This window comes from Methanobacterium congolense (assembly GCF_900095295.1).
In the GTDB taxonomy this organism is placed as follows: Archaea; Methanobacteriota; Methanobacteria; order Methanobacteriales; family Methanobacteriaceae; genus Methanobacterium_C; species Methanobacterium_C congolense.
On record NZ_LT607756.1, the window covers coordinates 1,833,092 to 1,854,764 of the forward strand.

Consider the following 21,673-nt stretch of genomic DNA (forward strand, 5'->3'; position numbering starts at 1 on the left):
TAGAGGAGTTATCTCACTCAACCATCAGCAGCACCCACATTATACAATTACAGAAGTATGAACATTATATAAGCCCTGCTAACATGTACACTCCTGCAATGGTTATTATGATCCCTGAAAATATCCTTACATCATCATAATATTTGATCATTCCATTGAATTTGATTTTGGATGCAGTGAATGCAATTAAGAATAGTGTCAGGGAGAATCCTCCAGCAAACAAAGCCATGTTAACTGCAGTGAGGAAGGTGTTTCCTGTTGATGCACTGTAAGCTGCAACTGCAACTACATATGGGCCGTAGCAGGGTGACCATGCAAGACAGGTTAAAAATCCCATAAGAAATGGACCCAAACCTTTTTCACCATGTCTGGGCGTGTAGAATTTAAAAATATTTTTGTTGAAGATCAGAAGAACTCCCAGGAGAGTTAAGAGTGATGCTGCAACCATCCTGAAGTACAGGAGGTAATGGTTCACTGCAGCTGTGAAAACAACCGTCAGCGCCGTCACAACTGCAAAAACCATGAAAAATCCTGTTATAAAGGATAATATTTGGGATAATTCCCTTTTCATCAGTGACTGACCTACAACTATTGGTATGAGTGGTAGAACACATGGTGAAAGCACTGAAACCACCCCTGCAGAAAATGAAACCAAAAAACCAATGTTCATAAGGTATTACTCCATGAATTATTGAATGATTTTATTGAATAACTTTTAATTAGTTAAAGCATGCTCAAAAGGTCGTCTGCACTTATGTATCCATTGTACCGTTTTACTTCCTGTCCATCTGAATTTAGAATGACCAGTGTTGGAAGACTGTACACCTTGTACTTGGATGCCAGTTCTGGATTATCATCTGTGTTGATCTTAACTGCAACGTAGTTTTGACTTAGTTTATCCTGAACCCGAGTATCCTTAAAGGTTTTTTCATCCAGTTCCTTGCAGTAGGGACACCAGTCAGCATAAAAATCAATAAAAACATTTTTATCTGTGTTCCTGGATTCCTGAAGTGCAGAGTTAAGATCCGTGCCCCACTTCAAAGATTCAGAGCTTGTATTTGTTGTTTCTCCTTTAAAACTTGAAAATCCGTATAATGCAGCTGTTAAAACTACGAGTCCAATTGCTGCAATGAACAACTTCTTCATGGATCATAAATCATCACAATAAAATAAGTAGATTACTGATTTTAGGATTTAACTGTTCACTGATTCTAGGATATTTACTGATTCTAGAATATGTGATATGATGGTTCGTGATAGGAGGTCAGGCTTTTCAAAAAATGAATAAATAAGTGAATAAATAAATAGGCGTTTACAGCCTTAAAATCACGTTGTCCCCTACCTCAACACCTATGCTGCGTGCAACAGGTTTGCATTTAGCATTCAGGAGGGAGAAAACTAGTTTATCCCCAAGATCCATTTCTGTAAGGCCTTCGTAGTTTCCAAGGCCCTTGGCTATCACCATGTCAGATGCATCGAATAGTTCCTTGAACTCATCTGAAACATCACCGTAAACAACTCCAATGGAATCAGTACCTGTTGATACAAGTTCTGCAACTTCATCCAGACCAATGCTCAGTGCATCTGGTATGCATGCATCGTTCAGAATTGGATTTTCCTTCAGTGCAACTGTGACTCTAACATCATACTCATTAAGCTTTTTTATGAGGAGTTTGTCGAAGACTATTTCTCCAACGTTGTCTGCAAGGTACAGAACTGTGCTTGAAGTTTTAAGTGCCTCTTCCAGTTTTTCTGAGTCATCAACTGCAAAATCCTTCTTCATTGTTTCGGTTATGAGGGATTCCATGTTGGTGTTCAGGCCCAGTGCCCCGAAATCTATGATGTTACCTGTGATTGCAGCTTTCAGGTAACTCTCAAGGCCATCGTTTTCCTTAACTATCCTCTCAACTTCAGGAAGAAATTTAAGTGCAATTTCATTGCATAAAACTCTTTCACGACTGTAAGGATCTCTGTTTTCGGTTTCACTTTTTATTGTTCTGTGCATATCTGTTCCAAGGACGTTTGATACTGCTCCTTCATGGAAATCTTCAGACAGTGTTTTCATTATCTTCTCTGTAACATACATCTTCAGTTCCTCATCATCCGTTGCAAGATCCAGGGCCTCCCTGGCCTGTCTGAGGAAACATGGTGCGCATTCATAGTGAACTTTCATTTTAAACCTCTGAAATTTTTAATATTATGAAAATAATCCTTTAATAATTCTTTAATTATATTGGTAAGTTTCTCTTAAGCTCAATTTTTTTTCTTCACGTGACTATTATATATCGAGTGAACTTATACTTACAAAAAATTGTACTTAAAAATAATTTACACGTAAGTTTATTTAGCACTTTTTTATCGTCCTTTTCTAAGACAACAATCAAAATGGAGATCCTGGAACTGGAGATAGACAGAGTATGAAAACCAGAAGCATGACCACTGCCATGGCTTTCCGCCATTTTGTGATCCCTGAAACGTTATCAAGGGCTCCGGGATGCCTTTTGGTTGCAAAGAGAATTATGAACATGAGTACTGCCATGGGTATCCATCCCAGAACCACTGTTACAGTTATTCCAATCATTGATACTACTTTGTGGACGCCTTCACTGAAAAGGGATCGGGATATGTGACCTCCATCAAGGAAGGCCACAGGCATGAGGTTCAGCATGGTTACGATGATTCCAACCCATCCTGCAAAGGCCACAGGGTGAAGGTTCAAAGCATAGCCTGACGGTACTGGAGGCAGCAGAAAATACGTCAGGATACTCATCAGGAGGGGTGGGTTGAAGGTGAGCACCCCTGCACTCACAGGTTCCACAGAGGAGAGAAGGATTCCTATGATGAGTACTGGGATCGCTACGATAATTCCTGCAAGGGGTCCACTGAAACCAAGGTCAAAAAGGGCGTTTTTTGTGGGTATTGGTGATTTTACGTTTATGACTGCCCCAAAAGTTCCGATGAGGGTGGGTGCAGGTACGAAGTATGGTAGTGTTGCATCAACACCATGTTTTCTTGCTGCAGCGAAGTGTGCTGTTTCATGTGTGCCCAGAACTGCAATTATAGCTATGGAAAATGCCACAGCATCCCAGATCTTTCCTCCACCGAAGGTGTAGCCTGCGTAGAGTGTTGTTGCAATGGTTGCAAGAAAAAGCAGGAGGTTGATCCACACCCTGGATTCACCCCTCTCTGGTTTTTGAGCTATTCCTATCCTGTAAAAACCGTTGTATGGTTCTATGAATGGTATGTACCCAATTTCATCCATTTCATGGACTAACTGAGTAAATATTTTTTTATCGTAGCTCAAAACAGTAAAAAACGATCCTTCTTCAGTAGAATGGAATCCATGAATCTGAAAGTGTTTTGATATGTAATCCTCTATGATATCAAAGTTCTCCACGTCCACACGTCCAGTTTCTTAGGGTAAGTGAAATTAATAGCATGAAATTATTCTTAAAATATGGACAAAATTTGAATGACAAAATTTAAATTAATCATTTTAACTCCTTATCCACCATATATTACCTGTATAACCTCTAGTTCATCACCATCTTCAAGTACTTCCTCATCTATGACTATGCAGTTGTTTTTCTTAACAACCACTGTTTCAGAGGGCACTTCCATAAGGTTAAGCATTTCTTTAACTGTTAAATTAGGAGGAAATTCTTTTAATTCCTTTTTTTCACCGATAGTTACTTTTATTTCCATTTGAAGTCTCCAAACGTATTAGGATCGATTGAATATTGAATCATTCATCATCCAAGCACTTCTTTTAAAATTTTTGTAGTACATTTTAGTGCTTGTAGTACATGTTAGAATAATTTTTTAATTAGATGATTAGTTACCCGGGGTAAATAAGTTAGGTAAATAATTTTTATTCCTATTATTTTTTTAAATTTTTTTATTCTTATGAGATCAACCTCAGATCAATCGTCACTCCACAGTTTCAAGAAGCTGCATGCCCTGCAGAGATCTCCAGATGCTGGTTCTCCACACTGTACACATGTTCCTGTAGGTGCTTCTCCTGCAAATTCCCTTTTTATAACTGGTTTTATCTTGTCAAAGCCCCTGAGGGTTGAATACATTATGGTTGGATGGTTCACCGACAGTTCACTTATGAAGTCCCTGATTTCTGCCCTGAAGGATTCCCCTGCGTATGGACAGCCTGCGAAGTGGACCTCCATATCATTGGCAACAACATAGAGCCCTATATCCTTTTCAGGTATTTCTCTCAGGGGTTTTATCTTCACTGTGAAGTTGGGATTCTTGGATTCTGATTTTGGACCTATCCTTGTGAGGTTCTGGATGTTGCCCTCAAGGTAGTTCATAAGTATGGACTGGGTTTCATCATCCAGGTTGTGGCCTGTGGCTATTTTGTTGGCTCTTTCCTCCTTTGCAACCCTGTTGAAGATCCATCTCCTGAAAACACCACAGTAGGTACATGCATGTCTTGAACGATCGTTTTCTGCATCGTTTTTCATGATCTCATCCAGTGTGAATCCAAAGCACTCCTTGAAGGAAACGATCCTGTGTTCAACCCCCAATCTCTCTGCGTTTCGGGTTGCTATTTCCACACCTTCCTGCCTGTAGCCTGCAATTCCCTCATCAATGGTCACAGCAACCAGATCTATTATGTGCCTCTCTCTGAGGTTGTTCAGAATTTCCAATGCCATTACACTATCCTTTCCACCTGAAAGACCCAGAAGAACCTTGTCTCCCTTTTCCACTAGTTTGTACTTGCGTATGTCATGGAGGACCTTCTCTCTTGTGGCTTCTATGAAACATTCCCGGCACAGTGTCTGGCCTGAACGCTTCACCTTTATTATTACCTGTGGGTTTCCGCATTTACTGCATGAATCCATTTTAATGCTCCGTTTATAACTTAATTTATTTAATCAGTTTATTTAATTAGTATTTTGATCCGAATCGTTGTAGATCTCTATTTATTTTATTTATTTTCCTTTATTTATTTTAGATTATTAGATAATTTTTCAATGAATCAAAAAAAATGATGAAATTTATTGTAAAATTTGTGGTGATAAAATTTTGATTTTAAAAATTATTTTTAAAAAATTTTTGATGAATTAATTTTTACCAGAGGATAAATTACAGTAGTTTAGACTACAAAAACTTCTTAAACAATGGAAAGTCCTGAACATAATTTTTACCAGTTTTAAGGGCTATTTCTGCCTTTTGAAGTTCAGATCCCAAGTATGCTGCATGTTCCATCCTTGAGATCAGGCCCCTTCGCAGGATCTCATCGTAGATCTCCTTGGCTGTGAAACCAGATATGGCAATTTGAGGTTCCATTTTAATGTAGTGAACCACCTTTATCTTTTTCTCACCCTCCGATTCCTCAATGGTTATCTTGAAGCTTCCAGAGGGGTCTCTTACAAATCTTTCCTCGATCTTCCCCTCGTATGATGGCACATCAGCTTCTTCAGTGATACCATCTCCCCTGCGCTTGTCCTTGAAGACAACAAGGTTTATTCCAAGATCCTTAGGTATGGAACCCCTGCTCTTGGAGAGGAACATCATCTTGGAGGACACTGCAAGTTCCTTAACACTTCCAATGGTTTTACCACTTTCTTCGGGTGTGAAAAGCACACTTGCCCCGAGTTCCATTGCTATGCCTGCAAGGAGAGCGTTGACACCAACTGAGTCCGTATCAAGGAGTTCGGTTACGTTTCCTATACCAAAGAACAGTGGTTCAGGGTTTCTCTCTTTGAACCTGCGACAGGCGATTATTGAATCAACAATGCTCGTACTGTTTATTGGATCAAGTACGAGATCTGCTATGACATCTATGCCCCTGCACTTCTTTCGGAGTTTTTCCAATGATTCAACGCGTTCATCAATTGTCTTTGGAACCCAGTTTTTACTGTAGTCAGTTGGCAGTATAACAGCAGGGATGTTCTTCTCCTGTAAAAGGGGTAGAACTTCCTCGTAGTTGCCGTGATCGAGGCTCAGCACCATGTCAACACCGGCTTCAACCGCTGCCCTTATTTCAACAGGGTTCAAACTGTCTATGCTCACTGCAACGTCCAGATTTTCCTTGAGGAGTTTGACCATACCAGGTATCCTGTCTGCAAGGGTTTCACCTGCAACCATACCTATGTCAACCATGTCCGCACCTGATTTCACGAAGTACTCCGCCCTTTTCAGGAGTTCTTCATGACTCATAAGTGGTGCGTTGGCTATTTCTGCAAGCACCCTCATTGGGAAATCTTCTCCAACAGCTAACCTTCCAACTGTTATGTTTTCAGGTTTTTCAAGGAGTTCTGTCCTGGTTTCTTCGTTGTTTTCAAAGTCCTCTATGAACTGGAGGGCACGTTTCATAAGTTCATCTTCTATGAGTTTATCTGCAGGTGTTTTTGAGGATAATTCAAGTTTTTCCATCATTTCAAGAACTATTCCAAGATCTGCAGCATCCTTAGGCCCCTTGTAAGTTGCTATGCCTGTTTTTTCCTGAACTTCAGCTACGTCCTTTCTCAGAAGTCCAGGGGTCAGTATGGTGTCGAAGGATCCAAGATCGTAGCCACCCTGAGCACCACCCCCTTCAAGTTCATTCACGATTCTCTGTGGGGTTAAGAATGCTGCTATTGGTGTGTCCACCACGTGGACGTGTACTTCATGCTCTGATTTTGATGATTGATTTTTCACAAGGTTTTCTGCCAGTTTTCCAGTTACTATCAGGATCTTCATAAGCCTGCCTCTGCTATTATTTCTCATTGGATATAATATATGGATCAGCCACCAACATGTATATATATTACAAATCTATAATGATTAACTATGAGGAATGGAGGTAGAGTAGATGATTGAAATTCGCTTTCACGGACGCGGTGGACAGGGAGCCGTAACAGCCGCTGAAATAATGGCAAAATCCGCATTTGAAGATGGTAAATATTGTCAGGCATTTCCATTTTTCGGTGTTGAAAGAAGAGGCGCTCCTGTAATGGCGTTTTCAAGAATAGACGACCAACCCATAAGAAGAAGGTATCAGGTTTACAATCCAGATTACGTTATAGTACTTGATGATGGACTTTTAGAGGTCGTAGATGTTTTCTCCGGAATTAAAGAAGGCGGAGAAGTTATTATAAATACAAATAAAGACATTAAACCTGTAGACGGGGTTAAAATACACAAAATAGATGCTACAGGTATAGCACTGGATATATTAGGTGTTCCAATCGTTAACACCGTTATGCTAGGTGCTTTTGCTGGTGTAACTGGCCAGGTATCGCTAGACTCCATAATAAAGATCATAAAGGAAACCTTCCGTGGAGAAGTAGCTGAAAAGAACGCTAAAGCAGCTAAAATAGCATACGAAAAAGTTAAAGAGGTATAACTTAATTTATATTGAATTATAATCAGTTACTGAAAGATCAAGGTTTCTCTCAGGATCAATAAAAAAAACAGTGTTTAAATGATAAAATAAAAAAAACTGGATTCTGATGAGTAAACATTGATTGTCCCTTCAAGAAACTAAAAAAACATCTGTGAAGGGATTGGATAAATTGTTAAGTGAATCTTCATTAAAATTTGTTTTAAGCTCATGTACAACTGATTAATGTAAAAGGTGATTTCATGGTATCAATAGGAGCAGCTGTTAAGGAACCAGGAAGTACCCGCCAGAATAAAACAGGTAGCTGGAGGACTTTCAAACCAATTTTAGACAAGGAAACTTGTATAAAATGTGAGAACTGCATTCTTTTCTGTCCGGAAGGCTGCGTAAACAAGGAATATGATATAGACTACGATTTCTGTAAAGGGTGCGGCATATGCGCCGAGGAATGCCCTGTAAAAGCTATTAAAATGGAGAGGGAATAAATGGTTCTTAAAGTGATTTCTTCAAACCAGGCCATTGCTGAGGCAGTGAAACTTGCAAAACCCCAAGTAATCCCTGTTTATCCAATAACACCACAGACAACCATATCAGAGTACCTTGCAAAGTTCGTTGCAGACGGAGACATAGACGCAGAGTACATAAGGGTTGAATCTGAGCACAGTGCAATAAGTGCATCTGTTGGAGCATCAGGTGCAGGTGTCAGGGTGTTCACAGCAACATCATCACAGGGACTTGCACTCATGCACGAGATACTCTTTGCAGCCGCAGGTTTAAGAGCACCAATAGTACTTGCAGATGCTAACAGAGCATTATCTGCACCATTAAGTATCTGGAACGACCAGCAGGACTCAATATCCCAGAGGGATGCAGGATGGCTTCAAGTATACGCCGAAAATGGACAGGAAGCCCTTGATTCTGTACTCATGGCATACAAAATATCTGAGAACCCTGAGGTTCTGCTTCCAAGTATGGTGTGTGTGGATGGTTTCATACTGACCCACACAGTTGATCCAGTGGACGTGCCTTCACAGGAAGAAGTGGATGAATTTTTACCACCATACAAACCAGAACATGCATTTCTGGACCCTGCAAATCCAATGTCAATAGGATCCTTCACAGATCCAGATTACTACATGGAAGCAAGGTACTCAATGGAACTTGCAATGGAAAGATCCAAAAAAGTCTTCAAAAAGGTCAGTGAAGAGTTCGAAGCAAAATTCGGACGAAAATATGACCTGGTTGAGAAGTACCGCTGCGAAGACGCAGAGATCATTATGGTTGCAATGGGATCCATATGCAGTACAATAAAGGATGTTATAGATGACCTCAGGGCCAAGGGAGAGAAGGTAGGTCTTCTACGTATAAGGGTCTTCAGACCATTCCCAGTTGATGAGATCCGTGAAGCTCTCAAGGGTGCTTCAAAGGTTGCAGTTATCGATAAAAACATATCCTTCGGTATTGGAGGAGTTTTATACAGCAACATCAAAGCAAAAACAGATGCCGATGCCTACGGATTCATAATAGGCCTTGGTGGACGTGACATAAAACCATCAAGCATAATTGACGTTATTGAAAAAACCAAAAACCCACAAAGTGACGTACAGTGGATAGGAATCAAAGAGGAGGAGCTTTAAATGGAAATATCTGATAAAGAATTTCTTGCACCCGGACACAGAGCATGCGCAGGATGCGGTGCCACAATAGGAGTCAGGTTAGCACTGAAAGTCTTAGGTGAAAACACCGTGGCAGTATCTGCAACAGGATGTTTAGAGGTTATAACAACTCCTTATCCTGAAACTGCATGGGAAATTCCATGGATCCACGTTGCATTTGAAAACGCCGCAGCAGTTGCATCAGGTGTTGAATCTGCATTCAAGGCAATGGGCAAAAAAGCCAACATCGTTGCCTTCGCTGGAGATGGAGGTACAGCAGATATAGGTCTACAGGCTTTATCCGGAGCCATGGAAAGAGGACATAACATAATTTACATCTGTTACGATAACGAAGCCTACATGAACACAGGTATACAGAGAAGTGGAGCAACACCATACGGTGCATCAACAACAACCTCCCCTGCAGGTAAGGAAAGCTTCGGTGAGGATAAATTCAAAAAGAACATTCCAATGATAATGGCAGCCCACGGTGTGCCATACGTTGCAACAGCATCAATATCATACCCTGAAGACTTCATGAAGAAGGTTAAAAAAGCTTCAGAAGTTGATGGACCTGCATACATACACCTCCACCAGCCATGTACCACTGGATGGGGTTACAAACCATCTAAAACCATAGACATGGGCAGGCTGGCTGTTGAGACAGGTTCATGGATCCTCTACGAGATAGAGGATGGTGAGTTCAAGGTCACCTACAGGCCAATGGAGAGAAAACCTGTTGCTGAGTATCTCAATGCTCAGAAGAGGTTCAGACACCTGCAAGAAGAGGAGAAACAGAGGATTCAAAGCCATGTGGATGCAATCTGCAGTGAGCTTAAAATATAAGGGGGTAAGACCTTGGAAAAGATAATGATTCAGCCGGACATCTGTGACGGCTGTGGGGACTGTGAAGAGGCATGCGCACGTCTTCACGGAACATCAAGAATCACTGTAAGGGAGATCGATGATTCTCACTATCCAATAGTCTGCCAGCAGTGCGAGGATGCCCCCTGTGTTATGATCTGTCCAACAGAGGCCATGACCAATGAGGTCAGCCCTGAGAAGTGCATAGGATGCGGACTGTGCATGATGGTATGTCCCTTCGGAGCCATCAGCATGCACGACCGCAAGGCCCACAAATGCAACCAGTGCCCTGATAAGGACACCCCTGCATGTGTTACAGCCTGCTCCAAAAGAGCCATTGCCAAGATCGACACAGAACGCATGAAACTCAAAAAACAAAATGAACACCTTGCAAAGGTCACAGGATTGGGTAAAAAGAAAAGGAAAAGCACTGATTTTATCAGTGTGCTCACAGCCAATGCAAGAACCAACAAGGTCCTGCACAAGGAGGTTGAATGATGAAGGAACTTGTATCCAGACCTGAACTCTGTGAAGACTGCGGTAGATGCGAACGTATCTGTCCAAAAAATGCCATACGCGTTGTGGACAGTGTTCCACTCCACTGCCTCCACTGTGCAGAGGACAGAGCACCTTGCATGACTGTTTGTCCTGAAGATGCCATCTCTGAGGTTGACGGTGCCATCATCATCAACGAGGACGACTGTATCGGCTGCGGACTCTGCAGGGATGCCTGTCCTGTTGGAGCAATCCACATAGATGAAGCTGGAATAGCCAAGAAGTGCAACCTCTGCATTGAAAGGGAAGTACCACTGTGTGTTTCAGTCTGCCCAACTGAAGCTCTTAAAGCATGTTCTGAGGATGTCATATCCGAAAAACGGGAAAAACTTGCAAAAGAGCTTGAAAGGGTTAAGATGATAATGAAGTACTGAAGGGAAAGCTTTATTTTTTTATTCCCTTACTAACCATTTTTTTCATCAATCATTTTTTTCATCAGATTGTAGGATTTATTCTAATTTTTAAGCCACGTTTATCATTTGATTTTATAAAATAGATTAAACATTTTATTAAAAAAATTCATTGCAACTATTTGTATATTGTTAAATATTTCAAAGAATCTATTGCCTAAAAATCTTATGATCACCATAGGTCTTTGAGTAAGAAAATTTGAAAAGTAAAAACAAATTTTAAATAATACATTTTAGAAATTAATCCGCCTAGAATTTGTATAAATAAAAAAAATAGGAAAAATAATGTGTATTAATCTTCTTAAATAAAAGAAAACGTTATTAAGGGAATAAAGATTATCTTACCATCTTTTGTTATTTTACTTGTTCTATTTGAGATTACAATTCCATATTCAGATTTATATTTATTAATGGCTTTTTTAATTTGGCTTTTGTCCTTTTTTCCAACACCCACTTCAACAGGTATTATGCCATTTAAACCTTGGAGTAAAAAATCAACGCCGTTTTTTCCTGAATCATAGAATATTCCTAAAGGCATATGGGATGTTTCTTTCAGTCTGAAAAAATAGGATACAACTAAACTTTCAGCTAGAATTCCCAGTAGTTTCCTATCTCTTGTATCATATTTACCTAATTTGAACCTTATTGCAGCATTTATTGTTGGAGATAAGAAATAATATTTCCACGGTTTTCTTATAACCTTCCCTGCAGCGCCATAAGGCTTTACACTAATGATTAAGTGTGTTTTTTCTAATATGTTTAGTATTTCTCTGATTAATTTCGGTGATTTTTCCAATATAGTTCCAAGTTTTACATCAGAGGTTCCACCGGGATCTTGAAGCGCCAAAAATGTGATAATTCTTGAAATAGTATTTCTTGTATCTGTATTAAAAGACTGCAAAGAAAATACATCTTTTTCTATCACCCTGTTAACCATGCTAAATACTCTTTCATAGACTTCTATTCTATCCATATTCAATCCAAAAGGAAAATCTCTGCAAAATAAAAAATCTTCCCACTCTTTCTCAACTGGCCGCTCTAATTTTATCAGATTTCTTCTCATTTCATTTTCTTTTTTGGATGCATATTCCAATGAGCTTTCATCACCCTTAAAAATCAAATCTCTTAAACTACTGGCCATATCCTCGGGGGGGAAAATTTTATTCTTTAATATGTTGTATTCTGAGAAATTCATTGGAAATACTGGTTCTTTTTTTATTCTCCTTGCAGCATCAACGTTCATTTCAAAACTTAATGCAGAAGAACCAGTAAATATAAGAAATATTTTTTTGCTTTTGTCATATATTATCTTACCAGTTTGAGACCATTCTTTATCGTAATGGGCTTCATCAACCAGAATAAACAACTCTTTTTCTAGGTTTACCTGTGAGGTCTCATGAACTTCTTTAACAAAAACATCTATCGCTTCAAATAGTTTAGCCCCTAAATATGTACTTAATTCATCAACTGAAATATAAAGGATTCTATCATCTGTTATACCTTTTTCTTTTCTTAAATATTCATATATCTGAAATAAAATCGTTGTCTTCCCAATTCCCCTTAAACCAGGCATAATAATAAATCTATTTTCAATATAACCATCTAAAAACTCATCTACATATTTCTCAATTCGATGATATGTTTTTCTATGTTCAAGTGGAGTATCAGCAGTTCTAATATTATCCTCTGATAACTTTTGTGCCTCTGCCAATTTTGCAAAAACATAGCTTGACAACTCTTCAGAATTCATGGGATTTTCACCTTTATTCAATTTCTATTTTCCAGACTTATATATTTTTGTATATAACTATTTATAAATAGTTATATATTTTTGTATATAAAACTTTATAAGGAGTTATATATTTATGTATACATGAAAAATTGGAGATCCAATTATAAAAGAATAGATTAGGTAGTCAAAGATAAAAATTTACAGCTTATATGACGTTTAAATGATAAATTAAGAGTTATTTCTAAATTAAAGTAATTTGAATATGAAATTAACCTTCATACTAGAATAAAATGATCGAACTATAATAAATGTAGAACGGATGTAATTAGGGCTGTTGCCTTCCGATTTCATGTATTTAATAAAATCTATTAAATATCCTTTGATTTTTTTTCTGTTTCTCCTCATTATTCGTTCTTTTCTTATTCCACCTCTTCAAGGAGTTCAGTAGATATTTTACCTGTAAATTAGCAGTATTGTCTTAATCTTTTGATTTAAGTTAGTTTTGTTTGTTCTCTGACTCTTTACTATCGAGAAAATCTATAATAATGGAGTCATCCTTAATGTTTATAGTAAATGTTATGTAAAGGATGAAAAGTCAACATCCATAGAGGCGAACTATCATGATTACACAAAAACAGGTTGAAGATGCTGTGTGCCGGATCTACAGGGATGCTGTGATCGAACTTCCAGAGGATGTGACTCTGGCCTTAAGAAGGGCACACGAAAATGAAGATAATAAGACTGCACGCTTAAATCTTGGGACTGTCTTGAAGAATATTGAAGCTGCTAACACAGATGGGATTCCAATGTGCCAGGATACAGGTCTCCCAATAGTTTTTGTGAAACTCGGCAGGGTTCGGGTGGAAAACCTCTACCAGGGCATAAGGAACGGTGTTGAGAGGGCAACCATGGAGGTGCCACTGCGCCCAAACGTTGTGGATCCTCTGACACGTAAGAACACAGGCACCAACACTGGAAAGGGCATTCCCCAGGTGGATGTGGAGCTTGTTGATGGTGATTACCTTGAGTTAACTGTTTTTCCAAAGGGGTTCGGCTCTGAGAACAACAACGCACTGAAGATGGGACTTCCAGGTGAGGGTGTAGAGGGCATCAAAAACTTCGTGGTTGAGACTGTGAAGGCTGCAGGGGGCAAACCATGCCCACCAACACGTATTGGGGTTGGAATCGGAGGATCCTCAGACATGGCACTGAAACTTGCAAAAAAAGCCCTTCTCAGGGATGTTCAGGATAAAAATTCCGATGAAAGACTTTCAAAGCTTGAAGAGGAGCTCCTTGAAGCTGTTAACGCCACTGGCATCGGCCCAATGGGGCTCGGTGGTAAAACAACTGCCCTTGACGTTAAGGTTGAGATGGTTGACACCCACACAGCAGGGCTTCCAATAGGGATCTGCATCCAGTGCTGGGCTGCAAGGCACAGCAGCATTGTTTTAATGGATGAATGAAGTTATGAGAGAGGAGTAGGTTTAAATTTAGTAAATTTATTCTTACTTGGTTATTTTCAGCATGGAATTCCCACCTTTCTGGAATTCATAATTAACCCCTATTTTTTCTACTTTACAACCTTTTTTAGTCAAACTCTCAACCACATAGGGGAGATGAATTGATGGAACAGCATTCATATCCAGTAAAGGGAATATTCTCACTTCTTCAGACACCCTTAACATTTCATCTATGGAGTTCATATGAAAATCCAGTGATAAATTTTCAGTGTATAAAAATAAAAAATGTGAAGACAGTGCTAATTCAAACTGATTATTTTCAAAGGGTAAATAGGGTAACTCTGCAGTAATATACCTGTTTTCAATTTTTCCAGTTTCATAATCAGATAAAAACTCCCTCATTGAGGTCATACGGATGTTTCCCAATTCTTCAACATCCTTAACCGTTGACCAGACGAATTTGTCTTCATTATATTTAGTTTGGCCCATAACTGTTTCATATGTTTCTTCAATCTTCTTTTCAATTGTTCTACGATTTAAATTGTACAGTGGATCAATGGAAACTACAGTTTTTCCACTCTTCTTCATTGTACTGTTGAAACTGGCAGGTCCATCACCACAACTCAATATGGACTTATCCAGATCATCAAAGGTTAAATTAAACATGTTTACGTATTCTTGAAAGGATCTACCCCATGGTACGATGGATTCGTATTTAACTGACATTTAACATCTCCTTGAATTCATATAGCTCTAAATTATTTTCAATAGCATATTTAGATCAGATTTAATGTATTATAAGAAACATTGTTGTATAAAAAAGTACATTGAAGTACATAATAAATCTTGTTAATTAATTCTGTTGATTCCATGCATATTTAATCGATTGAAACATCATGAATCAAATTCAAAACTGTTTTAACCTGTTAAAATTCAAAAAAGGGAAAAATAATATAAAAAACTGAAGAAAATAAGATAACAAAGTGAAAAATAAAAAAAATAGGAGGAAAATAAAAAATAAACGCTTAAAATAAAAAAAGGATTAATCCTCTTTGTCTTCACGTTTTTCGCATGTTATCATGAAGATGGTTCTGTCGCCTATGTTCTCGGCACGGTCTGCTATCCTCTCAAGGAACCTTGCAACGAATAGCACATATATGAGGTAGGATATTGCATCCTTCTCCTGGAACATGCTCTTGGATATATCCTCAAGTGCCTTGTCAAATAGATCGTCCACCTTGTCGTCATCCCGGCGTATCTCCCTGACAAGGTTCATGTCCTTGTTCAGGAACGCGTATATGCTCTTGCTGACCATTCCCTCGACTATGTCCCCCATGTGCCTTATGTCGGTCATTGGCTTTTCTGGAACATCCTCCTCCTTGATGTGCTTTGCAACCTCTGCTATGTTTGAAGCAAGGTATCCCATACGTTTGAGATGACTTCCAACCTTGATACATGCTTCTATGAATCTTAAATCCTTTGCAACTGGCTGTTCAGAGGCTATTATACTCATTGCCCTGTGTTCGAGACGGTAGTTCATTTCATCCAGTTTATCCGTGCTTTTCATCACAGCATCAACCAGTTCTTCATCGTAAGTTATAAATGCATCCAGAGCCTTCTTGTAGGACGAAAGGCTTGTTTCGCCTAGATCTTCCACATCTTTCTTTAGATCGTCCAATCTTTTCTGGAATCTTATTCTTGGATATCTTCTCTCCATTTTTATCCTCCACCCATTTTATAGTCATTGATTAAACTTTCAACATCATTTTCAGAGGGCTGCTGTATCCTGTACCTGAACAGGAGATCGTCCCTTGAAGATTCAGGAACCTGAACCCTGTCAAGAACAAAGCCTATTCCAACCTCTGAAGCTAATTTAATTTCTTCATTTAACTCCATAATCGTCTCAAAAAGTTTTTTGCCCATTTCGTATATTTCTACCGTGGATTCTGAGTTCACATCCACAAGTTTCATCGCCCGGCCCTCATAAGTTTCTTTTAATGAGTCTGTATTCAAATTCCAAGCTCCAACAATCATTCTCTCCCTGATGAAGAGAATTGATTCATCCCATCTGCTTAAAATCCGTATATACCCAGTTTCAGGTATTTTAGATTCAACCAGACTCCCATTTAAAACATATTTGGGTTCTTCATCTGAAGGAAGCCACATTATCTCTTTTCACCTCATTAAAACGTTGTGGAATAATTTATGATGCATGACGCGCTTTCCAACAATGGAATATGCTACCCTATCTGCCATTCCCATTACGTGGTTTCCCATACTCAGAAGGTTCCTTCCCACAAGTATCAGATATGTATGGGAACTTGAATTTGTGACGTCGTTGTACTCCTCAAACATCTGGTTGTAAAAATCTTGGACAACAACGTAATTCTTGGTGCACCGTTTGAGAAGCTGTAAATCTTCATTCAACAAGGCCCCCACCCCATCCTGAAGCATTTTCTGGACTGTTTCAGACATGAAAATTATGTGGGGAGGTTTATGATAATTTAAAGCATTTTCATTTGAGTCTATCGCATATCTGGATATGTAAGCTGATAAATCGTTTATCCTCTCAAGTTCTATTGAGACCCTTAAAACTGCAGCCCCAAGTCTCAGATCCTTTGCAAGGGGCTGGTGCAGCCCAAGAATTTTAAGACATTCCTGCTCGATTTTATAGCTTTTTCTGTTAATTTCATCTGTAGATTCTATTATACTCCTGGATACACCCACATCATTGTTTATGAATCCGTTAACAGAGTCATTTATTCTTTCAACAGTTTCTTCACTGTAGATCAATAGGTCATCCTGGATTGAGTTCAGTTTGCTTTCAAGTATGAGTTCAAACATGTTTCAAATCAACCCCTACGATCCATCAACCGAATCTGCCTGTTATGTAATCTTCAGTACGTTTGTCCTCAGGTTCTATGAAAAGCTTCTCTGTAAGTCCGCTTTCAACTATCTCACCGTTTAGGAAGAATGCTGTGTACTTTGAAACCCTTGTTGCCTGCTGCATGTTGTGGGTCACGATTATGATGGTGAAATCCTTCTTGAGCTTGTGTATGAGGTCCTCGATCTTGGTGGTTGATATTGGGTCCAGAGCAGAACATGGCTCATCCATGAGTATGACCTCAGGTTCAACTGCTATTGTCCTTGCAATGCAAAGTCGCTGCTGCTGTCCACCTGAAAGTCCCATTGCAGACTTATCCAGTTTATCCTTAACCTCCTTCCAAAGCGCCGCTTCCTTAAGACTCTCTTCAACCCTCTGTTCGATCCAGTCCTTATCAGTGATTCCATGGATTCTGAGTCCATAGGCAACGTTGTCAAATATTGATTTTGGGAATGGATTTGCCTTCTGGAATACCATTCCAATTTTTTTACGCAGTTCAACAACATCCACCTTGGGATTGTATATGTCCTCACCATCCAGGAGCACGGTTCCCTCCTTCTTGAAGGTTGGTATGAGGTCGTTCATCCTGTTGAGGGTTCTTATGAAAGTGGATTTACCACATCCTGAAGGTCCTATGAATGATGTGACCCTGTTCTTACGAATTTTAAGGTTCACATCCTTTAATATATGTGCGTCATCAAAGTAAACATTTAAATCTTCAACTTCTATTCTGTAATCCATTCTATCGCCCCATCATCCTTTTTGAGTATCTTTCAACCAGTGTGTTGGTTAAAACTGTTATTGCAAGTACTATGAGTACGAGTACAGCTGCTGTACCGTATGCATTGTCAAGGGATATTCCCTCGGTTGCCAGTATGTACAGGTGGAGTGGTAAAGGCCGTCCTGGGTCAAATATGGAAAGTGGCATTGCCAGTGCTGAACCAACAGCAAACATTATGGCTGCAGCCTCGGATATTGCCCTTGCCATTCCCAAGATAATCCCTGTGGTTATTCCTGGAACTGAAGCTGGTAGAACAACCCTGTAAACTGTCTGCCATTTAGTCGCACCCAGTGCAAGGCTTCCCTCACTGTAGGATCTTGGTACGGATCGTATTGTTACCTCTGCAACCTGGAATATGGTTGGAAGGGCCATTAGCGCCAGTACAAGACCTCCTGAGAGCAGTGACCATCCCATTTTAAGGAATATCACGAAGAATGACAGTCCAAAGAGACCGAATACTATTGAAGGTACTGATGCCAGTGTCTCTGAACCGAACCTTATGAGTTTTACAACGTTGTTTTCCTCTGTGTACTCCGTGAGGTAAACTGCTGCTCCAACACCTATTGGTGTTGCCACTATCACAGCTATGAGTGTCACGTATATGGTTGACACTATCATAGGGGCTATTCCTCCAGATGCACCTGAATCCACAGGGTCGCTGATGAGGAAGTTCAGGTTGACCACTGGAAGACCCTTTAAAAGGATGTAACCTATTATAACAAGCATTATTACAATGGTTAAAATACCTGAGGCCCAGAAAACTCCTTTCATTATTTTTTGAGCATTTTTTGGAGATATTATTCTATTCAAGGTTCATACCTCCTTTGTAATCTGTGAAACATTTTTTAAAACGTGTTAGGTTATTCACAGGTACCCACCCCCAACTGTGATCCTCTTCTTGTAGTGGAAGTAGTTGGCAAGCACAAGGAGGAGCATGATTATGATGAACAGGACTATGGCTGTTCCAAAGAGTGCACTGTAATGGATTCCAGTTGCGTAACCCATTTCAAGGGCTATGTTTGATGTTAAAGCCCTTACAGGATCCATGAGTGAAGTTGGGAACTGTGCAACGTTTCCTGCAACCATTATAACCGCTAATGTTTCACCTATAGCCCTTCCCATACCAAGAATTATTGCTGTTATAACTCCAGGTACTGCTGCAGGGAAAAGCACGTTCTTTATGGTCTGCCAGTGGGTTGCACCCAGTGCGAGTGAAGCTTCCTTGTACTCTGAGGGTACGGATCTCAGTGCATCCTCTGATACACTCACTATTGTTGGCAGGATCATCACCGTTAATATTATGGATGCTGTAAGCATGCTGAAACCTGTACCTCCGAAGTGCACCCTCATGAACGGTACCAGCACTATCAGTCCAAAGAATCCATAAACAACCGAAGGTATTCCTGCAAGCGTCTCTATAACTGGCTTCAGTAGCTTCCTCATTCTTTGAGGTGCAACTTCAGCCATGAAAATTGCACACAGTAACGACAGTGGTACTGACATAATGAGTGCAAGGGCTGTTATTCCCAGTGATCCTGCTATCATGGGGAGAACACCGTATTGGCCAGATTCTGGATCCCATGTGCTTCCGAATATGAAGTTCAGGAACCCGTAACTCTCCATGGAGGGTAGACCTTCGCTGAAGATGAATATTATTATGAGTAGTATTATAACGACCGATGAAATTGCCGTTATAAAAAGGCCCTTTTCTATTAGAAATTCTTCTATTTTATCCTTCATTTAGGCACCTCAATAAACCCTTGTTAATTTGTTACGTGATTATGAGTTTGATATTTCCAGATTAAATTTCTGGATGTGATTATTATTTGAAATTATTGAAGTATGTCTTTTATTGGAGTGTTATCTTCAAGTTACATCTTATTTCCTTTGAATTTATTTGTAAATTGCATCTAAGTAAGGAAGTACACCACACTACAACAATTACATCTGACTAAATCTGTAAACAGGGAAATCCCTGAAACAGAAATTAAATCTGGAGTTTGAGGAGTCTCGCAACGAATTTAACCTGTACTATTGGATACAGGAACTACCTTCTCCTCTTTGATTATTGCCTGAGCTTCAGGTCCCTTAACCCATTCCAGGAATTCCTTAGCAACCCCTGTGGGCTGACCTTTGAAAAGGAGAAGGAATGGCCTTTGAAGTTCATAAGAACCATTTGAAACAGTTTCATCCGATGGTGAAACACCATCTATCTTCAGTGCCTTAACATCACTGCTCATGTGCGCCATGGATACAAATCCAATTGCACCAGGATCCTGTTTAACTGCCTGTTTAACTGCCTCTGTTGAGCTTTGAACAATGGCATCTTCCCTTACTTTGGTTGTTCCCATTACAAGGTTTTTAAATGCATCCATGGTACCTGAACCTGCTTCTCTAACGATGACATGAACCTGTACATCCTGACCTCCCAACTGTTTCCAGTTGGTGATCTTTCCACTGAAGATGTCCCTGACCTGTTCCTTTGTCAGGCTAGTTACGTTGTTGGCGTTGTTCACTGCAACAACTATACCATCTTCTCCCAGTGTGTAACTGTTTAATTGAGTTTTTTCATCAGATTTAAGTTCCTCAGAACTCATCCCTATCTGCACTATTCCCTGTTCAGTGGTCCTTATTCCAAGACCTGAACCTCCACCCTGAACATTTATACGAACGTTTGGGTGTTCCTTCATGTATGCCTGTGCTAATTTTTCTACAACCGGTTGAACAGATGTTGAACCTGCAATTTGTAGGGTTTCGTAGTGAGTTTTTGGTGTAAACATCATATAAGCGCTGCCTATAACGAGAACAGCTACTATAAGAATTATGTATTTCGAGTCCATATCATCACCTTATAAATACTCTCTTACATCAGAGTATTTAAAAATATGGTGATGAAACTCGGAACATCTACCTTAAACTTTTAGAGTTATTTAATTGCATCTCCTTCTATCTTCAATAAACTTTTATCTTCAATAAAAATAAAAGGTTTGAGTGGTTTAAACCAACTCAATACTATCCTTTTTAGGAGCTTGCTGGTACAACCTTCTCTGCCTTTACTATTGCCTGACCTTCAGGTCCCATGACCCAGTCAATGAAGTCCTTAACTGTGCCTGTTGGTTCGCCCTTGGTTAGGAATATGAAGGGTCTCTGAAGCTGGTAGGAACCATCTGCAACTGTGGCCTCTGATGGAGAAACTCCATTAACCTTCACTGCTTTAACAGTTGAATCAAGGTTTGCAAGGGATATGAAACCTACTGCATTTGGGTCTCCCACTATTGATTGTTTGACTGCTTCTGTTGAACTCTGAACTATTGCACTGGATTTTATCTTTGTTTTGTTCATAACCAGATCTTCAAAGGAAGTTCTTGTACCTGAACCCTCTTCTCGGGTTATAACATCTATTGTTGCGCTTGAACCTCCAACTGCGTTCCAGTTGGTGATGTTACCTGAGAATATGCCCTTAAGCTGGCTATAGTTAAGGTTAGTTACAGTGTTGTTCTTGTTAACAGCTATCACTATACCATCGTGTCCTATGGTGTACTGTTTCAATCCTGAAGATTCATTGGCTGATAATGATTTTGAGCTTGTACCAATGTTTATAACACCTTGTGCAACATTTTTTATACCCACACCAGAACCTCCACCCTGAACATTTATCTTAACGTTTGGGTGTTCCTTCATGTATGCTGCTGCTAATTTTTCTGCCACAGGTTGAACTGATGTTGAACCTGCTATCGTTATTTTTTGTTGACCGCCTCCACCTAAAGCCATGTAAGCCCCAGCTGCTACGATTAACACTACTATTATTCCTATTATATACTTCAAATCCATTTTTACCGACCTCATTTCAACCCTTAATTCCACCACATATAAAGGTTCCTATTTGTGCTTTAAATAACACATTAAGTGAACCAAATCAGGTTTTAGAATGCTCTTTTTTATCCATGTGGACGAAAGATCACATTTTGTGATGTACCGTGGACTAAA

The 21,673-nt window shown here is 39.6% G+C and carries 24 protein-coding genes; 7 read left to right on the plus strand and 17 right to left on the minus strand.

Translation table 11 applies throughout. From position 1 onward, the window contains the following. Nucleotides 1–64: 64 nt before the first annotated feature. From MCBB_RS08760 to MCBB_RS08790, 7 genes are all read right to left on the minus strand, one after another. Complete coding sequence (locus MCBB_RS08760) at nucleotides 65–670, minus strand: cytochrome c biogenesis CcdA family protein (protein WP_071907404.1); 606 nt, start codon at nucleotides 668–670, stop codon at nucleotides 65–67. A gap of 53 nt (nucleotides 671–723) precedes the next feature. Beyond that, nucleotides 724–1,146, minus strand: a complete 423-nt coding sequence (locus MCBB_RS08765) for a thioredoxin family protein (RefSeq protein WP_071907405.1) — start codon at nucleotides 1,144–1,146, stop codon at nucleotides 724–726. Between the two features lie 166 nt (nucleotides 1,147–1,312). After that, complete coding sequence (locus MCBB_RS08770; protein ID WP_071907406.1) at nucleotides 1,313–2,173, minus strand: damage-control phosphatase ARMT1 family protein; 861 nt, start codon at nucleotides 2,171–2,173, stop codon at nucleotides 1,313–1,315. Nucleotides 2,174–2,380: 207 nt separating this feature from the next. Beyond that, complete coding sequence (locus MCBB_RS08775; protein ID WP_231916346.1) at nucleotides 2,381–3,403, minus strand: site-2 protease family protein; 1,023 nt, start codon at nucleotides 3,401–3,403, stop codon at nucleotides 2,381–2,383. A gap of 101 nt (nucleotides 3,404–3,504) precedes the next feature. Then, a complete protein-coding gene (locus MCBB_RS08780) occupies nucleotides 3,505–3,705 on the minus strand; it encodes a MoaD/ThiS family protein (protein WP_071907408.1) in 201 nt (66 codons plus the stop codon). Between the two features lie 218 nt (nucleotides 3,706–3,923). After that, nucleotides 3,924–4,859 carry a TIGR00269 family protein gene (locus MCBB_RS08785; RefSeq protein WP_071907409.1) on the minus strand — a complete coding sequence of 312 codons (936 nt, stop codon included), beginning with the start codon at nucleotides 4,857–4,859 and terminating at the stop codon, nucleotides 3,924–3,926. A 259-nt stretch (nucleotides 4,860–5,118) separates the two neighbouring features. Beyond that, nucleotides 5,119–6,702, minus strand: a complete 1,584-nt coding sequence (locus MCBB_RS08790) for a dihydropteroate synthase-like protein (protein WP_071907410.1) — start codon at nucleotides 6,700–6,702, stop codon at nucleotides 5,119–5,121. Nucleotides 6,703–6,814: 112 nt separating this feature from the next. On the opposite strand from MCBB_RS08790, the gene porC reads away from it, so the two are divergent. The 6 genes from porC to MCBB_RS08820 all read left to right on the plus strand — a co-directional run bounded on the left by porC (nucleotide 6,815) and on the right by MCBB_RS08820 (nucleotide 10,793). Next, nucleotides 6,815–7,348 carry a pyruvate synthase subunit PorC gene (gene porC / locus MCBB_RS08795; RefSeq protein WP_071907411.1) on the plus strand — a complete coding sequence of 178 codons (534 nt, stop codon included), beginning with the start codon at nucleotides 6,815–6,817 and terminating at the stop codon, nucleotides 7,346–7,348. A 239-nt stretch (nucleotides 7,349–7,587) separates the two neighbouring features. Continuing rightward, entirely contained in the window at nucleotides 7,588–7,830 is a 243-nt protein-coding gene (gene porD / locus MCBB_RS08800; protein WP_071907412.1) for a pyruvate synthase subunit PorD, read from the plus strand. Beyond that, nucleotides 7,831–8,982, plus strand: coding sequence for a pyruvate synthase subunit PorA (gene porA, locus MCBB_RS08805; protein ID WP_071907413.1), 1,152 nt, complete (start codon nucleotides 7,831–7,833; stop codon nucleotides 8,980–8,982). After that, nucleotides 8,983–9,846 carry a pyruvate synthase subunit PorB gene (porB, locus tag MCBB_RS08810; protein ID WP_071907414.1) on the plus strand — a complete coding sequence of 288 codons (864 nt, stop codon included), beginning with the start codon at nucleotides 8,983–8,985 and terminating at the stop codon, nucleotides 9,844–9,846. It begins immediately after the preceding gene. Between the two features lie 12 nt (nucleotides 9,847–9,858). After that, on the plus strand, nucleotides 9,859–10,362 hold the full coding sequence (locus MCBB_RS08815; RefSeq protein WP_071907415.1) for a 4Fe-4S dicluster domain-containing protein: 504 nt from the start codon (nucleotides 9,859–9,861) through the stop codon (nucleotides 10,360–10,362). Then, nucleotides 10,362–10,793, plus strand: a complete 432-nt coding sequence (locus tag MCBB_RS08820; RefSeq protein WP_071908057.1) for a 4Fe-4S dicluster domain-containing protein — start codon at nucleotides 10,362–10,364, stop codon at nucleotides 10,791–10,793. Before MCBB_RS08815 ends, MCBB_RS08820 begins: the two co-directional genes overlap by 1 nt. A gap of 337 nt (nucleotides 10,794–11,130) precedes the next feature. Here MCBB_RS08820 and MCBB_RS08825 read toward each other — a convergent pair whose 3' ends face one another. Further along, nucleotides 11,131–12,579, minus strand: coding sequence for an ATP-binding protein (locus MCBB_RS08825; protein WP_071907416.1), 1,449 nt, complete (start codon nucleotides 12,577–12,579; stop codon nucleotides 11,131–11,133). 602 nt (nucleotides 12,580–13,181) lie between these two features. Between MCBB_RS08825 and MCBB_RS08830 the strand changes: the two genes are divergently transcribed. Continuing rightward, complete coding sequence (locus tag MCBB_RS08830; protein WP_071907417.1) at nucleotides 13,182–14,024, plus strand: fumarate hydratase; 843 nt, start codon at nucleotides 13,182–13,184, stop codon at nucleotides 14,022–14,024. A gap of 42 nt (nucleotides 14,025–14,066) precedes the next feature. On the opposite strand, the gene MCBB_RS08835 is transcribed toward MCBB_RS08830, so the two are convergent. The 9 genes from MCBB_RS08835 to MCBB_RS08875 form a co-directional block, all read right to left on the minus strand. Continuing rightward, a complete protein-coding gene (locus MCBB_RS08835) occupies nucleotides 14,067–14,747 on the minus strand; it encodes an SAM-dependent methyltransferase (protein WP_071907418.1) in 681 nt (226 codons plus the stop codon). Nucleotides 14,748–15,063: 316 nt separating this feature from the next. Further along, nucleotides 15,064–15,738, minus strand: coding sequence for a phosphate signaling complex protein PhoU (gene phoU, locus MCBB_RS08840; RefSeq protein WP_071907419.1), 675 nt, complete (start codon nucleotides 15,736–15,738; stop codon nucleotides 15,064–15,066). A 2-nt stretch (nucleotides 15,739–15,740) separates the two neighbouring features. Further along, nucleotides 15,741–16,187: a hypothetical protein gene (locus tag MCBB_RS08845; RefSeq protein ID WP_071907420.1), complete on the minus strand. Its 447-nt coding sequence runs from the start codon at nucleotides 16,185–16,187 to the stop codon at nucleotides 15,741–15,743. A 9-nt stretch (nucleotides 16,188–16,196) separates the two neighbouring features. Next, a complete protein-coding gene (locus MCBB_RS08850; RefSeq protein ID WP_071907421.1) occupies nucleotides 16,197–16,865 on the minus strand; it encodes a phosphate signaling complex PhoU family protein in 669 nt (222 codons plus the stop codon). 25 nt (nucleotides 16,866–16,890) lie between these two features. Further along, complete coding sequence (pstB, locus tag MCBB_RS08855) at nucleotides 16,891–17,646, minus strand: phosphate ABC transporter ATP-binding protein PstB (RefSeq protein ID WP_071907422.1); 756 nt, start codon at nucleotides 17,644–17,646, stop codon at nucleotides 16,891–16,893. Nucleotide 17,647: 1 nt separating this feature from the next. Continuing rightward, the gene (gene pstA / locus MCBB_RS08860) at nucleotides 17,648–18,457 is read right to left on the minus strand and encodes a phosphate ABC transporter permease PstA (protein WP_071908058.1); all 810 of its coding nucleotides are present in this window, start codon (nucleotides 18,455–18,457) and stop codon (nucleotides 17,648–17,650) included. Nucleotides 18,458–18,550: 93 nt separating this feature from the next. Beyond that, nucleotides 18,551–19,426, minus strand: a complete 876-nt coding sequence (pstC, locus tag MCBB_RS08865) for a phosphate ABC transporter permease subunit PstC (RefSeq protein WP_071907423.1) — start codon at nucleotides 19,424–19,426, stop codon at nucleotides 18,551–18,553. A gap of 281 nt (nucleotides 19,427–19,707) precedes the next feature. Beyond that, nucleotides 19,708–20,526 (minus strand): phosphate ABC transporter substrate-binding protein, encoded by an 819-nt coding sequence (locus MCBB_RS08870; RefSeq protein ID WP_071907424.1) that lies wholly within the window; start codon nucleotides 20,524–20,526, stop codon nucleotides 19,708–19,710. Between the two features lie 181 nt (nucleotides 20,527–20,707). Further along, nucleotides 20,708–21,517: a phosphate ABC transporter substrate-binding protein gene (locus tag MCBB_RS08875; RefSeq protein ID WP_071907425.1), complete on the minus strand. Its 810-nt coding sequence runs from the start codon at nucleotides 21,515–21,517 to the stop codon at nucleotides 20,708–20,710. Between the last annotated feature and the right edge of the window lie 156 nt (nucleotides 21,518–21,673).

What these genes read in the sequence shown, in the direction of transcription:
- pstA (WP_071908058.1), bottom strand. Translation starts at nt 18,457, where the DNA reads ATGAAAGGAGTTTTCTGGGCCTCAGGTATTTTAACCATTGTAATAATG.
- porA (WP_071907413.1), top strand. Translation starts at nt 7,831, where the DNA reads ATGGTTCTTAAAGTGATTTCTTCAAACCAGGCCATTGCTGAGGCAGTG.
- MCBB_RS08875 (WP_071907425.1), bottom strand. Translation starts at nt 21,517, where the DNA reads ATGGATTTGAAGTATATAATAGGAATAATAGTAGTGTTAATCGTAGCA.
- MCBB_RS08835 (WP_071907418.1), bottom strand. Translation starts at nt 14,747, where the DNA reads ATGTCAGTTAAATACGAATCCATCGTACCATGGGGTAGATCCTTTCAA.
- MCBB_RS08760 (WP_071907404.1), bottom strand. Translation starts at nt 670, where the DNA reads ATGAACATTGGTTTTTTGGTTTCATTTTCTGCAGGGGTGGTTTCAGTG.
- MCBB_RS08785 (WP_071907409.1), bottom strand. Translation starts at nt 4,859, where the DNA reads ATGGATTCATGCAGTAAATGCGGAAACCCACAGGTAATAATAAAGGTG.
- MCBB_RS08870 (WP_071907424.1), bottom strand. Translation starts at nt 20,526, where the DNA reads ATGGACTCGAAATACATAATTCTTATAGTAGCTGTTCTCGTTATAGGC.
- porD (WP_071907412.1), top strand. Translation starts at nt 7,588, where the DNA reads ATGGTATCAATAGGAGCAGCTGTTAAGGAACCAGGAAGTACCCGCCAG.
- MCBB_RS08770 (WP_071907406.1), bottom strand. Translation starts at nt 2,173, where the DNA reads ATGAAAGTTCACTATGAATGCGCACCATGTTTCCTCAGACAGGCCAGG.
- MCBB_RS08780 (WP_071907408.1), bottom strand. Translation starts at nt 3,705, where the DNA reads ATGGAAATAAAAGTAACTATCGGTGAAAAAAAGGAATTAAAAGAATTT.
- pstC (WP_071907423.1), bottom strand. Translation starts at nt 19,426, where the DNA reads ATGAAGGATAAAATAGAAGAATTTCTAATAGAAAAGGGCCTTTTTATA.
- porC (WP_071907411.1), top strand. Translation starts at nt 6,815, where the DNA reads ATGATTGAAATTCGCTTTCACGGACGCGGTGGACAGGGAGCCGTAACA.
- MCBB_RS08765 (WP_071907405.1), bottom strand. Translation starts at nt 1,146, where the DNA reads ATGAAGAAGTTGTTCATTGCAGCAATTGGACTCGTAGTTTTAACAGCT.
- MCBB_RS08820 (WP_071908057.1), top strand. Translation starts at nt 10,362, where the DNA reads ATGAAGGAACTTGTATCCAGACCTGAACTCTGTGAAGACTGCGGTAGA.
- porB (WP_071907414.1), top strand. Translation starts at nt 8,983, where the DNA reads ATGGAAATATCTGATAAAGAATTTCTTGCACCCGGACACAGAGCATGC.
- MCBB_RS08845 (WP_071907420.1), bottom strand. Translation starts at nt 16,187, where the DNA reads ATGTGGCTTCCTTCAGATGAAGAACCCAAATATGTTTTAAATGGGAGT.
- MCBB_RS08790 (WP_071907410.1), bottom strand. Translation starts at nt 6,702, where the DNA reads ATGAAGATCCTGATAGTAACTGGAAAACTGGCAGAAAACCTTGTGAAA.
- MCBB_RS08830 (WP_071907417.1), top strand. Translation starts at nt 13,182, where the DNA reads ATGATTACACAAAAACAGGTTGAAGATGCTGTGTGCCGGATCTACAGG.
- MCBB_RS08850 (WP_071907421.1), bottom strand. Translation starts at nt 16,865, where the DNA reads ATGTTTGAACTCATACTTGAAAGCAAACTGAACTCAATCCAGGATGAC.
- phoU (WP_071907419.1), bottom strand. Translation starts at nt 15,738, where the DNA reads ATGGAGAGAAGATATCCAAGAATAAGATTCCAGAAAAGATTGGACGAT.
- pstB (WP_071907422.1), bottom strand. Translation starts at nt 17,646, where the DNA reads ATGGATTACAGAATAGAAGTTGAAGATTTAAATGTTTACTTTGATGAC.
- MCBB_RS08825 (WP_071907416.1), bottom strand. Translation starts at nt 12,579, where the DNA reads ATGAATTCTGAAGAGTTGTCAAGCTATGTTTTTGCAAAATTGGCAGAG.